Origin of the sequence: Pseudomonas sediminis, assembly GCF_002741105.1 — a bacterium.
In the GTDB taxonomy this organism is placed as follows: Bacteria; Pseudomonadota; Gammaproteobacteria; order Pseudomonadales; family Pseudomonadaceae; genus Aquipseudomonas; species Aquipseudomonas sediminis.
Genome location: NZ_NIQU01000005.1, coordinates 404,577 through 417,603, shown reverse-complemented (window position 1 = coordinate 417,603; position 13,027 = coordinate 404,577). Strand labels below are relative to the sequence as shown.

Below are 13,027 nucleotides of genomic sequence, written 5' to 3'. Positions count from 1 at the left end.
GCCACGGTGGAGCCGTGGTAACCGTTGTCGCGGCCGATGATGATTTTCTTGTTCGGCTGGCCTTTGCATGCCCAGTAGTGGCGCACCAGACGCAGCATGGTGTCATTGCCTTCCGAACCCGAACCGGTGAAGAACACGTGGTTCATGCCAGCCGGCGCCAGTTGGGAAATGGCATGCGCCAGCTCCAGCACTGGCGGGTGGGCGGTCTGGAAGAAGGTGTTGTAGAACGGCAACTGGCGCATCTGCGTCGCGGCGGCTTCGACCAGTTCCTCACGGCCATAGCCGACGGCCACGCACCACAGGCCGGCCATGCCATCGAGAATCTTGTTGCCCTCGCTGTCCCACAGGTGCACACCTTTCGCCTCAGTGATGATGCGCGGCCCCTTTTCGGCCAGCTGCTTGTAATCACTGAACGGGGCAAGGTGGTGGGCCTGGCTCAGGGCCTGCCAGTGTGCGGTCTTGGGGTTGTTTACGGCGTTGTTCATGGCGCCTCCTTCTGTCCGTGACATCACAGGTACCAGCGGTATTCGCGCGGGCTGATGTCGTGCATGAAGGCCAGGTGATCCTGGCGTTTGTTCTCGCAATAGACCATGACGAACTCGCTGCCGAGGCCGGCTGCGACGCGCTCGCTGGCCTGCATGCGGCGCACGGCGTCGAGCATGTCGTTGGGAAAGTCGACGCCGCTGGCGCGGTCGTCATTCAGTGGTGCGATGGGCTCGACCTTGGCATCGAGGCCTTGTTCGATACTGACCAGCAATGCCGCCAGCACCAGATAGGGGTTGGCATCGGCGCCCGGCAGGCGGAACTCCAGACGCAGATTGCGCGCGTCCGACTCGGGAATGCGCACGCAGGCATCACGATCCTCGAAGCCCCAGCTGGCTTTGCTCGCCGAGTTCACCTGGGCGCCAAAGCGGCGGTAGCTGTTGTGGTTCTGCGCGTAGATCGGCATGAGCTCCGGCAACAGCTCCAGGCAACCGGCCACGGCATGCCGCAACGGACGCTGCTCATCACGGGCCAGCAGGTTATCGCCAGCCTCGTCGTACAGGCTGACGTGGATGTGCATACCGCTGCCTGGATACTGCAGGTACGGCTTGGCCATGAAGCTGGCGCGATGGCCGTATTTGAGCGCCACGCCACGGGTCACCCGGCAGAACAGCGCCGACCAGTCGGCTGCCTGCATCGGGTCGGCGTTATGACTGAAGTTGATCTCGAACTGCCCCGGGCCGATCTCGGCGGTGATCACCGTGGTATCGATGCCCTGCAGCCGCGCAGTCTCGGTGATGTCGTCGAGCACGTCGGCAAAGCGCGAGAGCCGCTCGATATGCATGTTCGGCTGATCATCGGCATCGCCACTCAGGTCATCGCGCGGGTACTGCGGCAGACCATCCTTCAGTGCCTTGTCGAACAGGTAGAACTCCAGCTCGAAGGCCACCACCGGGCGAATGCCGCGCGCCGCCAGGCGCTGCACCACGCGTGCCAGCACCTCGCGCGGCTCGAACTCGATGGGCGCTTCGGTACCGTCAGAACTGATCAGCATCTGCCCCAGCGGCTGGCGCTCCCAGTTCACCAGCTTCAGCGTGCCGGGAATCAGCCGCCGTGGCGCGTCTGGGTCGCCGTCATGGAAGCAGTAGTCGCCGATCTCGTAGAGCCCGCCCTGCGCGCCGAGTAGCACGCAGTTCTGCGGCAACTTTAGGGCACTGCCGGCAGCGACCTTCTCCAGCATCTCGATGGGGTAGCGCTTGCCGTAGAAATGCCCGGGGATATCCAGACAGATCAGGTCGACGAAGCGCACCTCGGGGTGGGCCTGGCGGAATTGGCGGACTTCGTCGAGCAGCTCGACTCGGGTGGCGTTCATTGTGGTTATTTCCGGTTCACGGGAGGTCAGGTGTAGATCCACAACACCCGCGCAGGGGTGTCGCCTTGGTTGGCATAACGCAGGTGCGCATAGCTCGGCACCTGGAAAACGTCGCCGGGGTAAAGCGTGGCGCTCTGTTCGTCCTCGCCCAGCCACAGCGTCAGCTGGCCTTCGAGCACGTAGCCGGCCTGCTCGGAACGGTCGCTCATCTGCCGCTCACCACTGCTGGCACCCGGCTCGAGCAGGCTGTCGACGACCATGAAGGCGCCCTGCAGCGTCGGCGAGGCCATGATGTCGGTGATGCCACCGGCCAGGTACAGGGTGCGGCGTTCGTCGGGGCGGGTGACCCAATCCAGCGCCTTGGGCTTGGGCAGGCTGTAGAAATAGGTGGTGGGCACATCGAGCGCCTCGGCGATGGCGGTCAGATCAGCCACCGTCGGGCGCGACAGACCCCGTTCGACCTGCGAAAGAAAGCCCACCGAGCGGCCGATGCGCTCAGCCAGTTCGTTGAGGGTGACCTTCTTGTGCTTGCGCAGGTCGTGGATAAGCACGGCCAGGGCCGCCATCTCCAGGTTCTGGTTCATCTCGGCGCTGTCCATGTCAAAAACTGTCTCTCAGTCGATACCAAGCCTTGCCGATGGCCTCCAGGGGCGCGGCCAGGCGTTCGTTGAAGGGAAAGTCGGGGTTGCGCAGTTGCCGGTACAACGCCAGTTCGTCTTCATGGCCAAGAATGGCATCGCTGACTGCTCGTGCAGCCGCCAGCGTCGGCAATACGCCATGTCCGGAGAAACCCTGCAGCCAGTAACGGCCGTTCTCGCCGCCGATATCCGGCGTACGAGCACGAGTCACGTCGATATGCCCGCCCCAGGCGAAGTCGATGGCTACGCCTGACAACTGTGGGAATACGCGTTCGAGGAAAGGTCGCGTGGCAGCTGCCATGTCCTTCGGCAGGCCACCCAGGTAGGTGCAGCCACCGCCGAACAGCAGGCGGTGATCTGGCGTGCGGCGGAAGTAATCGAGGACGAACTGGTTGTCGGTGACGCAGGCATTGCGCGGCAGCAACGCCTCGGCGCGCTCCGCACCCAGCGGCGCGGTGGCTATCTGGTAAGTGCCGACCGGCAGGATACGCCGGGCCAGGCGCGGCTCCAGGTCGTCGATATAGGTGTTGCAGGCCAGCACCAGTTGATCGGCCTGCACGCTGCCCTGCTCGGTTCGCACGCGGTAGCCGTCGCCATGCATCTCCTGGCTCAGCGCACGGCTCTGCTCGAAGATCTGCCCTCCGGCGCGAACGAAGGCCTCGGCCAGACCCAGTGCCAGCTTGAGCGGATTGAGGTGGCCGGCCTCTGGGTCATAAAGACCAGCCTGATAACGCTCACTCGCGACCCATTGCGGCATCTGTTCGCGAGAGACGAATTGCAACGCGCGATGCCCCCACTTATAGGCGGCCTCTTCCTGCCATTCATGTAACAGCGCCACGCGGCGCGGCAGCACTGCCGTCCACAGATGGCCACGGCGGTAGTCGCAGTCGAAGCCATGACGCTGCGGCAGTTCGCGCAACTCGCGGGCCGCCCAGGTCATGCCATCCCAAAGACGTCGCGCACGCTCGGTACCAAGCGCCTTTTCCAGCGGCGGCATATCGCACGACCAGCCGAGAATCGCCTGCCCGCCGTTACGCCCGGAGGCTGCCCAGGCCACGCGACTGGCCTCCAGCAGAATGACCTTGCGCCCTGCTTCGGTCAGGCGCAAGGCGGTGTGCAGACCACTGAAGCCGGCGCCGACCACCAGCACATCACACTGCAAGTCGCCCTGCAGGGTCGGATAGCGCTTCAGCCGATCCTGACAGCTCTGCGCGTAGTAGCTGTCGACGTGCTCACTGGCGTGGCGAAACATAGATGACTCATGAAATTTTTAATAATTAATTTCATGAAAATCTATAGAGATAAATTCACAAAGGCAAGTCTGAGCGACTCAGGCGACCTGCTGCTGTAACTCCATGCCGCATTCGAGCTGAGTGAAAAGCCCTTCGTTTATAGCCTGAGCCACTACCCGGCGCAGACCTTCGCTGCCGAGGAAAGCGTCACGTGCCGCAGCTGAGCGCCACTGCCCTTCTATCAACCAGGTCAGTGGATCATTGTGCAGAGGAAATACACGCAGGCGTTCGCAGCCCGGCATATCTCGCCCAACCTCGTGCAACCGCGCCAGGCACTGACCCAACCGAGTCGAACGGCCATGACGGGCACAAAGGGTCATACGATGAATGATGCTCATGGCAACCTCCTGGAACTGAATCAATACAGACCGGCAGCGTTTCGCTGCAAAACATGGGGCGCTGCGTCTGGTTCGACGAAAGTCGCTCCGCCAACGGCTCTTGAGTCGAGCTAGGCCGTGGCGAGCAACAACAGGGTCAATGGCGCGATCAACCATTTACTCGGCATAGCTCGCTCCTTTCGTTACGGATGTGGGCACCACTTAGCGGGTGACATGGCTACTGCAGGTGTTTGAGCCGGCACAGAGGCACGACGCGATGACGACAAAGATCAGGCAGATGGTCATCCCAGCGTTAGTCGATTACTGGCAGATTCTTGCCTAAACCTGCATTGATTGGATCACTGCCAGGCAGCCGAATCGTCATGCGATAAACCTTGAAATACTCTGTATAACTGGTCATTTGCCCATTACTGGCAAATATTTGCCTAATCCTGCCGCCCCTCATGACTTGCCTGAAAAACCTGGCTAGGCTTCGCTGACTTTCCGGAGGCGCGCCATGCAGTCACCCATTCACACCGCCACAACGCTCGACACTCCCCTTGCCGAACTCAGCCATGAAATGGCACGCCTGGTCGATCGCTTCGTTCCCGAGGACGGCCTGCACCTCACTGCCATTCCAGGCTTGAAACTGGCGCGCGCCACGACGCCGAGCCTGCCGATGCAAACGGTCTACGACCCGTGCCTGTGCATCATCGCCCAGGGCCGCAAGGAGATACGCCTGGGTGACGAACTCTATGTCTATGATCCACTGAACTATCTGGTGGCATCGGTGGTGCTGCCGGTGACGGGCCGAGTGATCGAAGCCAGCCCGGAGGCGCCGTACCTGAGTCTTGCACTGGAGATCGATCCAGCCCTGATCAGCAGCCTGCTCACCGAGATGCCGCCCATTCCGGCACCGGACGCTGCCTCACAACGCGCGTTGTTTCTCGATCGTCTCGACCCACGCCTGCTGGATGCTGTGATCCGCCTGCTGCGCCTGCTGGAAACCCCGCGCGACATCGCCATGCTGGCGCCACTGGCCCTACGCGAGATTTTCTATCGCATGCTGCTCAGCCCGCAGGGCCATCGTCTGCATGAAGTGGTCATCGCCGACAGCCAGAGCCAGCGCATCTCCCGCGCCATCGAGTGGCTGCGCAAGAACTTCGACCAGCCGCTGCGTATCGAGGAGCTGGCCCGCGAGGTGAACCTGAGCCCGTCGACCCTGCACCATCGCTTCAAGGCCGTGACGGCGTTCAGCCCGCTGCAGTACCAGAAACAACTGCGCTTGCAGGAGGCTCGTCGACTGATGCTGTGTGACAACCTCGAGGCGGCGGCGGCCAGCTACCGCGTCGGCTACGAAAGCCCATCGCAGTTCAGCCGCGAGTACAGCCGCCTGTTCGGCGATCCACCGCAACGCGACATCGCGCGCCTGCGCCAGGCAGCGCAGAGTCAGGCAGCGTCCTGATCACCGATTTCCGTGGGAGGCGCTTCAGCGGCGAGCTTTTCGTCTCATTTAGGCTGATCGCGGCTGAAGGCCCTCCCACGCCAGCAGCTACAGCCCCATCTGCTTCGAAATGATCTCGTTCATAATCTCCCGCGTGCCGCCGCCGATGGAGAGAATGCGGTTATCGCGGTACAGCCGCTCGACCAGGCTTTCGCGCATATAACCCATGCCACCCATGATCTGCACCGCATCGTAGGTCAGGCGGTCAGCGATATCGGTGGCGAAGTTCTTGGCCATGGAAATCTCCTTGATCACGCTTCTGCCAGCCGCCATCTGTGCGGCCTGGCGGTAGGTGAACTCACGCGACACCTCCAGCTGGGTCGCCATCTCGGCCAGACGGTGCTTGAGCACCTGGAACTTGCCCACCGGTTTGCCAAAGGCCTGACGCTCACGCGCCCATTTCATCGACTCTTCGAGCGCCAGTTGCGCGGTCATGTTGGCCATGATCGCCAGGCTCAGACGCTCGTTCTGGAAGTTGGCCATGATGCAGGCGAAGCCGGCGTTCTCCACGCCGATCAGGTTCTCAACCGGCACCTTGCAATCGTCGAAGAACAGCTCGGCAGTATCGGACGCCCACCAGCCCATTTTCTTCAGCTTGCGCCCGACGGTGAAACCCGGCGTATCCTTCTCCACCAGCAACAGGCTGACGCCGCCAAAGCCCTCGCCACCGGTACGCACCGCGACCGTGTAGTAATCGGCACGCACACCACTGGTGATGAAGGTCTTGCTGCCATTGATGCGATAGTGGTCGCCATCCCGCACGGCGCGGGTCTTGAGATTGGCCACATCGGAGCCACCAGAAGGCTCGGTCACCGCCAGCGCCATGATCTTCTCGCCAGCCAGCACCTGCGGCACCACACGCTCGCGCACGGCGGGCTTGGCCCATTTGACGATGGGCGGCAAACCGATATCCAGCGAACCCAGCCCGGCCACCAGCCCGCCCGAGCCACTGCGCATCAACTCCTCGCTGGCCGCGACCTTGGCGAACACATCGCCCTCGTGACTGCCGCCGAACTGCTCCGGGTAGCCGATACCGAGAATGCCTGCGGCGCCGGCTTTGAGGTACAGCTCACGAGGAAACTCCTCGGCCTCCTCCCACTCGTCGATATTCGGCAGGATCTCGCGCTCGACGAAACGCCGGACGGAATCACGAACCAGTTGGTGGGATTCATCGAAATGCGACAGAGGGGCGGCCATGCGGGTACTCCCGTTATTATTTTGGCCACCCTAACCTAGCGCTTGCTTGGTTTTCAAGCGAGCGTTTCATTTCTGCTCCCGCAGCGCCTTCCTCACCCGCTCGCCCATTTCGTAGGCTGGCCCTTCCACCGACTGGAAATTACGGGTGTAGCGCTGGGCGAAGCCATCGGTGCCCCACTCGCGGTATTGCTGCACATGCCATAACTCATGCGCCCACAGCACAGCATCCTCTGCGGCGGCATCGCTGCTGCGAAACACCACCACATCGACCAGCGTCACAGCCTGTACATCGGGGTTCTGCAGCATGACGGTGGCAGCATCCATCTCGTCGGTGATACCGACGCGATAGCGCACTTCATCGAACAACGCATCGTCGTAGAACGGCGCGAGCTGCGCGCGAATCATCAAAGGGATGGGCTCGGTACCGGCCCGTAGAGCGGCCTGGCGGGACTGCAGCAACCACGCTTCAAGCCTGACCGCAGCCAGGTTCAGGCCATCCTCACGCATGCGTACGGGATCCGGCACACACAGGCAGGAGCTGCCCAGGCACACCTGTACCTGCCCGGCCGGGCATTGAGCTTGCGCGGCCAGGGGCGCTGCAAGCAGGAGTAACAGGGCAATACGGCGCAGAGTGTCAGCGATCACAGGCACTCCGAATCGAGAGGGTTTGACGGTTTACAGACTGATCGGGCGCCGACCAGCCAGGGCATGGGCCAGGGTGCCGCCATCGACCAATTCGAGCTCACCGCCCAGTGGCATACCATGGGCGATGCGCGAGGCGATCAGGCCTTTGCCGGCAAGGATCTGGGCGATATAGTGCGCCGTGGCCTCGCCTTCCACCGTCGGGTTGGTAGCCAGGATCACTTCGCTGAAAGCACCGGCATCGATGCGCTCCAGCAGCGCTGGAATACCGATGGCTTCCGGGCCCAGGCCATCGAGCGGCGACAGGTGCCCCTTGAGCACGAAGTAGCGACCGCGAAAGCCGGTCTGCTCCACCGCATGCACGTCCATCGGACCTTCCACCACACACAGCAGGCTGTCGTCACGCCGCTCGTCCAGGCACAGCTGGCAGACCTCGTCTTCGCTCAGGCTGCGGCAGCGCTTGCAATGCCCCACGCCTTCCATCGCCGCATTGAGCGCCTGCGCCAGACGCTGACCGCCACTGCGATCACGCTCGAGCAGCTGCAGCGCCATGCGTTGCGCGGTCTTCTGGCCGACGCCGGGCAGGATGCGCAGAGAATCGATCAACTGGCGAATCAGAGGGCTGAAGCTCATGGAAGTCCTGCAAAAGTTGGCGGGCAATGATCTGGCGGGCTAAAGCCCACCCTACGAACTGCACACGCGAGCAACACAAGTGAGAGTGGCGATCAGGCGGCGTACAGGGCAAGGCGCCGGCGGACGAGGAACCACAGTGTGCTGGAGCACATGAGGATTCCGAGTTCGCCGGTAACGCCGCCATGTGCGTTGACTGGACGGCACGTGGCCTGTCAGAAAGGCATTTTGAAGCCGGGGGGCAGCTGCATCCCTGCAGTCATGCCGGACATCTTGTCCTGGCTGTTCTGCTCGACCTTGCGCACCGCATCGTTGACGGCAGCGGCGATCAGGTCTTCGAGCACTTCCTTGTCTTCCTGCATCAGGCTGTCATCCAGGGTGATGCGCTTGACGTCGTGACGACCGGTCATCACGACGCTGACCAGACCGGCGCCGGACTGGCCGGTGACTTCGGCGTTGGCCAGCTCTTCCTGCATCTTCTGCATTTTTTCCTGCATTTGCTGAGCCTGTTTCATCAGGCCTGCCATGCCACCTTTCATCATGTCGGTATCCTCGGTGTTCAGAATTAACTGGGGGTATCGATTGGTTCGATGCTGTCGTCGCGCACTTTGGCGGCGAACTGCTGAATCATTTGCTGCACCAGCGGGTCGGCATGGATCGAGGACTCGGCACTGCGCTGGCGATCAGCACGGCGACGAGCAGCGGCCTGCGCCGGCGTTTCCTGCTCGGGCTTACACAATTCGATGCGCAGTTTGATGCTGCGTCCCTGCTGCTGGTTCAGCGCATCATTGAGACGGCGCTGCTGAGTCGGGTTGAACAGCGCGCTGTGCGCCGGGTCCAGGTGCAGCAGCCAGTCATCACCATTGGCTTCGATCAGGGTGCAGTTGGCGGCGATGCTACCAGTCATGCCGCCCAGCCCGAGCTGCGGGAACAGTGACAGCCACTCCGCCGCCAGCCCGGTAGCAGGCTTGGCGGCCGGCAACGGTTCTTCGACCGCAGGCGCAGCGGTTTCAGCCTGGCCGAAATCGTAATCGAGGGTTTCGGCGTCCATTTCGACATAGTCGTAGTCGCCAAGCGGCGGCTCGTCGTCGGCGCCATCGGCTTCCACCACGGGCGGCGCAGCCTCGCTCGGCTCCGGCGTGGCAGCCGCGGTCACGTGCAGGGCTTCAGGCTCGGCAACAGCCACCTCAGACACGACTGACGCGACGACCTGAACGGCGTCGGCCACGGGCGCAACGGGTACGGCCGTTTCCCAGGGCACATCGACGACGGCAGACGCAGCGGGCTCAGGCTCAGGCTCAGGCTCAGGGGCCACGATAGCGGTCGCTGCAACCGGAGGCACAACCTCGGGTTCCGGCTCACTCACTGCAGGCTCGACGACAGGCGCTAGCGCAGCTGCGACGGCCTCAACCGGGGCAGGCGCAACAGGCGCCGGTGCCACAGCTGGAGCAGGCGAAGAAAGCACAGGAGCAGGAGCCGGCATAGCGGTGCCGGCCACTGGATTTTGTTGGGAATCAGCAGTGGCCTGGCTGATCCCCAAGGGCTTTAGCGTGACCTTGGGCGCGTCGTCAGTGCCCCCCGGACGGAAGGCCAGCATGCGCAGCAGCACCATCTCGAAGCCACCGCGCGGCTCCGGTGCCAGGGGTAGATCGCGACGACCGATCAACCCCATCTGGTAGTAGAACTGCACATCTTCGGCCGGCAAAGCCTGGGCCAATTGCAGCACGCGCTCGCGGTCGCCCTGGCCATTGTCCACTGCATCGGGCAGCGCCTGCGCGATGGCGACGCGGTGCAGGACGTTGAGCATTTCCGACAGCACGCCATTCCAGTCCGGCCCCTGCTCGGCGAGATGGCGCACCGCCTCGATCAGCGCGCGCGCATCCCCCTCGATCAGAGCGTGTAGCACGCCATAGACCTGGCCATGATCAAGCGTGCCGAGCATGGCGCGCACGTCAGCCGCCAGTACCTTGCCTTCACCAAAGGCGATGGCCTGGTCGGTCAGGCTCATGGCGTCGCGCATCGAACCGTCGGCAGCGCGGCCGAGCAGCCACAGGGCGTCGTCCTCGAACGGCACGCTCTCGGCAGTCAGTACATGGGTCAGATGCTCGACCACCCGCTCCGGCGGCATGTTCTTCAGCGAGAACTGCAGGCAGCGCGACAACACGGTGACCGGCAACTTCTGCGGATCGGTGGTGGCGAGGAGGAATTTGACGTGGGGTGGCGGCTCTTCCAGGGTCTTCAACAGCGCGTTGAAGGAGCTGGTGGAGAGCATGTGCACTTCGTCGATCAGGTAGACCTTGAAGCGCCCGCGGCTCGGCGAGTACTGCACGTTGTCGAGCAGCTCACGGGTGTCTTCGACCTTGGTGCGGCTGGCAGCGTCCACTTCAATCAGGTCGACGAAACGCCCCTCATCGATCTCCCGGCACACCGAGCAGGTGCCGCAGGGGGTGGAGCTGATGCCGGTTTCGCAGTTCAGGCACTTGGCGATGATCCGCGCAATGGTGGTCTTGCCCACCCCACGCGTACCAGTGAACAGGTAGGCATGGTGCAGGCGCTGGCTGTCCAGGGCATTGATCAGGGCTTTGAGCACATGCGTCTGGCCGACCATTTCGCGGAACGAGCGCGGACGCCATTTACGTGCAAGAACCTGATAACTCATGGAAAACCGTCATATGAGGAAAGCAAAAGTGGGCTAATCCTAGCGGAGCAACCGGCAAATTGCATCCGCCACCCGCATGTGTGGAGCTGCATCACTCTGACTTGAGAAATAGTGCTGGTTATTTCTTGCACAACGCATTATCATCCGCGCCGTTCGTACCACGCTGTAAGTCATTAAGGCCTTTGCGCCCACTCGCTGGTTTCCCGGTTCAACGCCTAGCGCATCTCTGCGCTGCCGCCCTCCCCGATCCCACCTGCTGACTGATCAGGCCGACTCGCCGTTTATCGGTGCAGTTCCTCTGCCTGCCTCCGACGTACCAACCACGCCGAAGAACCGTAACAATGGAACTTTATCGTGCTAATCAAGCTCCGATCGGTTGACATGCTATGGCCGCTTTTTGGCCAACAACATGGAGCTACACCACGCGCAACGAAGCGCACATGCTTTAAGGAATACCCAGAAAAATGAATGCTCAACATCAAATTCAGAAAGCCATCAGCACCCTTACTCACGCCTTCGCGCCGTTCGATTGCCGCATCCAGGCAACGCGTAAGGGCAGCTTCAGCTTTACCCTGGTCGACAAGACCGGTATCGCCCAGTACAGCCAGCGTCTCTACCCCGGCCAGTACAACGACGAGTCGCTGCAACAGGTGATCGAACGCACGCGTCAGTCGCTGACTGCCTGAACCAAGTCATCATCCTGAGGTCGAAGGTGACCAACCTCAGGATGGAGTAGGACATGGAACTCACCAACCAACAGCTCGTCGATCACTTGTTCAATCCGCTGCGCGCCAGCTTCAGCTCGCCGCGCCCGGACGGCAGCATCATCCTCGCCCTGCTCGACGAGAGCGACAGCACCGTCTACAGCCGCGTCCTGGCCAAGCCACAGGTCACCGATCAGGATGCCTTCGCCCAGAGCCTGGAAGAAATTCGTCTGGAACTGGCCGTGCGCGCCGGCAATATCCCAGCCGATCTGCGCAAGACACTCAAGGAACAGGACAGCGTGCTGAATTACCGCATCGCCTGAGCCTGCAAACAGCCAAAAGCCCGCGCCCAAAGCGCGGGCTTTTTATTGCGCAGCAATTCCACTTCATTGCAAATCCTGGCGAACGCGCCACGCCCAGCGACCGCCGAGCGGTCTGTCAGCTCGACCAAGCCATAGCCAAGTCCCCCGCGGGACAGGAAGCCTCACTCATCGCGTCAACGATCAGGTATCGGACTTCGACCACGTCTGCTTGAGCGAAACCGTCTTGCCCGGCTTGAATGCCAGTCTCGCTGCCGCGACCGCGTTACCCAGCGAAGAACGCAGCAATTTGCTCATACTAGGTCGCTCCGGCCTGGCTCGTGCAGCCCGCTCATGAGGATCCATCTCGGGCAGGATGCGCGGGAAAGCAGCTCCCTGTAGCGGGCCGCCAGGTACAGAGCAATGCTCGAAGTGAATCGGCATGCGCTTGGCCGAAGGCGCGTAAAGCACATCGTCACCTACCCAGCGCAAAGCCAGGGCGCGGCGACGGCGTGTGCGTGACTGGTTGCCGTATGAACCGTGCAGGGTCAGCGGGTGGAACATCAGGATATCGCCCGGCTCCATGTCCCAATCGAGCAACTCATAGCGTTCCGGGTGCGCGTTGATATCGGGAATGTCGTCCATCCGCTCGTCGATGATCGCCGCCACATAGTCCGGCGAGATGGCCTTGAAACGCTGAGGCCACTTGTGTGACCCCTTCACGTACAGCAACCCGCTGTTCTCACGATTGACCGGGTCGCAGGGAATCCAGAACGAGCAGATCTGCTCACCACGGATAGGCCAGAAGCTCAGATCCTGATGCCAGGGCGTTGGCGCATCGGTGCCTGGCTCCTTGACGAACATCTGGTCATAGAAGAAGCGCACCTGCCGCGACCGCATCAGTTGCTGGGCCCAGCGTGCGAAAGGCCCGTAGTAGACCAGATCACGCAGAGCATCGATGCGCTTCCAGAGAAAGATATCCATCTGGTAGCCCTCGACCTTGCGTGACATGAAGCGTCCGACCAGCGAGGCATCACCTCTCGCCGCGTCGATACCGCTCTCCACCAGGGCCATCCAGTTGGGATCGATAGCGCCCTTGATCATGACAACCCCGTCATCTCGGTAGCGTTGGATATCCTCGGCGGTCAGAGCACGGGCTGGATAAGCAGGGAAAGACATGGGGGACTCCTTCGGCACGGCGTGCACGTTTCTTGTTGTGGCACTTTTTAACTAACATATCAATATTGATCAATTATTCATTTTTGAATAATATTTCATAAAATGACACTA

General features: G+C 61.9%; 14 protein-coding genes. 3 read left to right on the top strand and 11 right to left on the bottom strand.

What is annotated here, in order from left to right; translation table 11 throughout:
- The 5 genes from CDO35_RS15095 to CDO35_RS15075 form a co-directional block, all read right to left on the bottom strand.
- Positions 1-485, bottom strand: a 485-nt coding sequence (locus CDO35_RS15095; RefSeq protein ID WP_143507340.1) for an aminotransferase class III-fold pyridoxal phosphate-dependent enzyme, incomplete at its 3' end; no start/stop codon positions are given.
- Between the two features lie 23 nt (positions 486-508).
- The gene (locus tag CDO35_RS15090) at positions 509-1,855 is read right to left on the bottom strand and encodes a glutamine synthetase family protein (protein ID WP_099525512.1); all 1,347 of its coding nucleotides are present in this window, start codon (positions 1,853-1,855) and stop codon (positions 509-511) included.
- A 26-nt stretch (positions 1,856-1,881) separates the two neighbouring features.
- Positions 1,882-2,439, bottom strand: a complete 558-nt coding sequence (locus CDO35_RS15085) for a helix-turn-helix domain-containing protein (protein WP_026042256.1) — start codon at positions 2,437-2,439, stop codon at positions 1,882-1,884.
- 16 nt (positions 2,440-2,455) lie between these two features.
- Positions 2,456-3,745, bottom strand: a complete 1,290-nt coding sequence (locus tag CDO35_RS15080) for an NAD(P)/FAD-dependent oxidoreductase (RefSeq protein ID WP_099525511.1) — start codon at positions 3,743-3,745, stop codon at positions 2,456-2,458.
- Between the two features lie 78 nt (positions 3,746-3,823).
- Positions 3,824-4,123 carry a putative quinol monooxygenase gene (locus CDO35_RS15075; RefSeq protein WP_099525510.1) on the bottom strand — a complete coding sequence of 100 codons (300 nt, stop codon included), beginning with the start codon at positions 4,121-4,123 and terminating at the stop codon, positions 3,824-3,826.
- A 496-nt stretch (positions 4,124-4,619) separates the two neighbouring features.
- Between CDO35_RS15075 and CDO35_RS15070 the strand changes: the two genes are divergently transcribed.
- A complete protein-coding gene (locus CDO35_RS15070) occupies positions 4,620-5,567 on the top strand; it encodes an AraC family transcriptional regulator (protein ID WP_099525509.1) in 948 nt (315 codons plus the stop codon).
- A gap of 87 nt (positions 5,568-5,654) precedes the next feature.
- On the opposite strand, the gene CDO35_RS15065 is transcribed toward CDO35_RS15070, so the two are convergent.
- The 5 genes from CDO35_RS15065 to dnaX all read right to left on the bottom strand — a co-directional run bounded on the left by CDO35_RS15065 (position 5,655) and on the right by dnaX (position 10,734).
- Positions 5,655-6,803, bottom strand: coding sequence for an acyl-CoA dehydrogenase family protein (locus tag CDO35_RS15065; protein WP_099525508.1), 1,149 nt, complete (start codon positions 6,801-6,803; stop codon positions 5,655-5,657).
- A gap of 66 nt (positions 6,804-6,869) precedes the next feature.
- On the bottom strand, positions 6,870-7,448 hold the full coding sequence (locus CDO35_RS15060; RefSeq protein WP_099525507.1) for an eCIS core domain-containing protein: 579 nt from the start codon (positions 7,446-7,448) through the stop codon (positions 6,870-6,872).
- Positions 7,449-7,478: 30 nt separating this feature from the next.
- Positions 7,479-8,078 (bottom strand): recombination mediator RecR, encoded by a 600-nt coding sequence (recR, locus tag CDO35_RS15055; RefSeq protein WP_099525506.1) that lies wholly within the window; start codon positions 8,076-8,078, stop codon positions 7,479-7,481.
- A gap of 212 nt (positions 8,079-8,290) precedes the next feature.
- Positions 8,291-8,617, bottom strand: coding sequence for a YbaB/EbfC family nucleoid-associated protein (locus tag CDO35_RS15050; RefSeq protein WP_074940389.1), 327 nt, complete (start codon positions 8,615-8,617; stop codon positions 8,291-8,293).
- A gap of 23 nt (positions 8,618-8,640) precedes the next feature.
- A complete protein-coding gene (gene dnaX, locus CDO35_RS15045) occupies positions 8,641-10,734 on the bottom strand; it encodes a DNA polymerase III subunit gamma/tau (protein WP_099525505.1) in 2,094 nt (697 codons plus the stop codon).
- Between the two features lie 464 nt (positions 10,735-11,198).
- Here dnaX and CDO35_RS15040 point away from each other — a divergent pair, with 464 nt between their 5' ends.
- A complete protein-coding gene (locus CDO35_RS15040) occupies positions 11,199-11,420 on the top strand; it encodes a hypothetical protein (protein WP_099525504.1) in 222 nt (73 codons plus the stop codon).
- Positions 11,421-11,473: 53 nt separating this feature from the next.
- The gene (locus CDO35_RS15035; RefSeq protein ID WP_099525503.1) at positions 11,474-11,761 is read left to right on the top strand and encodes a DUF3509 domain-containing protein; all 288 of its coding nucleotides are present in this window, start codon (positions 11,474-11,476) and stop codon (positions 11,759-11,761) included.
- 180 nt (positions 11,762-11,941) lie between these two features.
- On the opposite strand, the gene CDO35_RS15030 is transcribed toward CDO35_RS15035, so the two are convergent.
- On the bottom strand, positions 11,942-12,916 hold the full coding sequence (locus CDO35_RS15030; protein ID WP_099525502.1) for a phytanoyl-CoA dioxygenase family protein: 975 nt from the start codon (positions 12,914-12,916) through the stop codon (positions 11,942-11,944).
- Positions 12,917-13,027: the final 111 nt, after the last annotated feature.

Excerpts from the sequence above, each read along its gene's own strand:
- CDO35_RS15075 (WP_099525510.1), bottom strand. The coding sequence starts at position 4,123 with ATGAGCATCATTCATCGTATGACCCTTTGTGCCCGTCATGGCCGTTCG.
- dnaX (WP_099525505.1), bottom strand. The coding sequence starts at position 10,734 with ATGAGTTATCAGGTTCTTGCACGTAAATGGCGTCCGCGCTCGTTCCGC.
- CDO35_RS15070 (WP_099525509.1), top strand. The coding sequence starts at position 4,620 with ATGCAGTCACCCATTCACACCGCCACAACGCTCGACACTCCCCTTGCC.
- CDO35_RS15065 (WP_099525508.1), bottom strand. The coding sequence starts at position 6,803 with ATGGCCGCCCCTCTGTCGCATTTCGATGAATCCCACCAACTGGTTCGT.
- CDO35_RS15030 (WP_099525502.1), bottom strand. The coding sequence starts at position 12,916 with ATGTCTTTCCCTGCTTATCCAGCCCGTGCTCTGACCGCCGAGGATATC.
- CDO35_RS15035 (WP_099525503.1), top strand. The coding sequence starts at position 11,474 with ATGGAACTCACCAACCAACAGCTCGTCGATCACTTGTTCAATCCGCTG.
- CDO35_RS15080 (WP_099525511.1), bottom strand. The coding sequence starts at position 3,745 with ATGTTTCGCCACGCCAGTGAGCACGTCGACAGCTACTACGCGCAGAGC.
- recR (WP_099525506.1), bottom strand. The coding sequence starts at position 8,078 with ATGAGCTTCAGCCCTCTGATTCGCCAGTTGATCGATTCTCTGCGCATC.
- CDO35_RS15090 (WP_099525512.1), bottom strand. The coding sequence starts at position 1,855 with ATGAACGCCACCCGAGTCGAGCTGCTCGACGAAGTCCGCCAATTCCGC.
- CDO35_RS15085 (WP_026042256.1), bottom strand. The coding sequence starts at position 2,439 with ATGAACCAGAACCTGGAGATGGCGGCCCTGGCCGTGCTTATCCACGAC.
- CDO35_RS15050 (WP_074940389.1), bottom strand. The coding sequence starts at position 8,617 with ATGATGAAAGGTGGCATGGCAGGCCTGATGAAACAGGCTCAGCAAATG.
- CDO35_RS15040 (WP_099525504.1), top strand. The coding sequence starts at position 11,199 with ATGAATGCTCAACATCAAATTCAGAAAGCCATCAGCACCCTTACTCAC.